Raw genomic sequence first — 502 nt, 5'->3', positions numbered from 1 at the left:
ATAATTTTTATAATGTCTGTAAGATTAAATCTTGACTTCTACAAATAATTATTGTAATTTAATTATTGTAATTGACGTTTCTGCTATTTATTGGTATAAAGTCCATATACTCGTTTAATTTGAAAAATTGGCCATGTTATCTTTTGCTGATAATCCTCACGTACTAATTCTTCATTATTTTCTACATTGGGACGTCGCCAAGTGGTAAGGCAACGGTTTTTGGTATCGTCATTCGGAGGTTCGAATCCTCCCGTCCCAGCCATATGAAAGTACTCTTTCCGAGGTATTTAACCCAACGTCAAGAATACTCTTTAATTATTACTAAAAGCAATAATATTTTATCCTTAGTTTGCCAAAAGGTAGGGGAAATATTTAAATTTAAAATGGGCTTGGTTAACTCTTATAATTGTTCTATAATCTATATTATGGAAAATTATCCGCTCTGCTAAACTTTCGCTTGTCACGATTCAGGTGTAGAAGTCAAGATTTAATCTCACAGACA

Annotated in this window: 1 tRNA gene; it reads left to right on the top strand. The window is 32.1% G+C overall.

What is annotated here, in order from left to right:
- Positions 1–187: 187 nt before the first annotated feature.
- Positions 188–262: transfer RNA gene (locus KYQ89_RS04490), tRNA-Gln, on the top strand.
- Positions 263–502 lie beyond the last annotated feature (240 nt).

The sequence above is a fragment of the Rickettsia sp. TH2014 genome (genome assembly GCF_019249195.1).
Taxonomy (GTDB): Bacteria; Pseudomonadota; Alphaproteobacteria; order Rickettsiales; family Rickettsiaceae; genus Rickettsia; species Rickettsia felis.
This window is presented reverse-complemented; position numbering and strand designations above follow the sequence as displayed.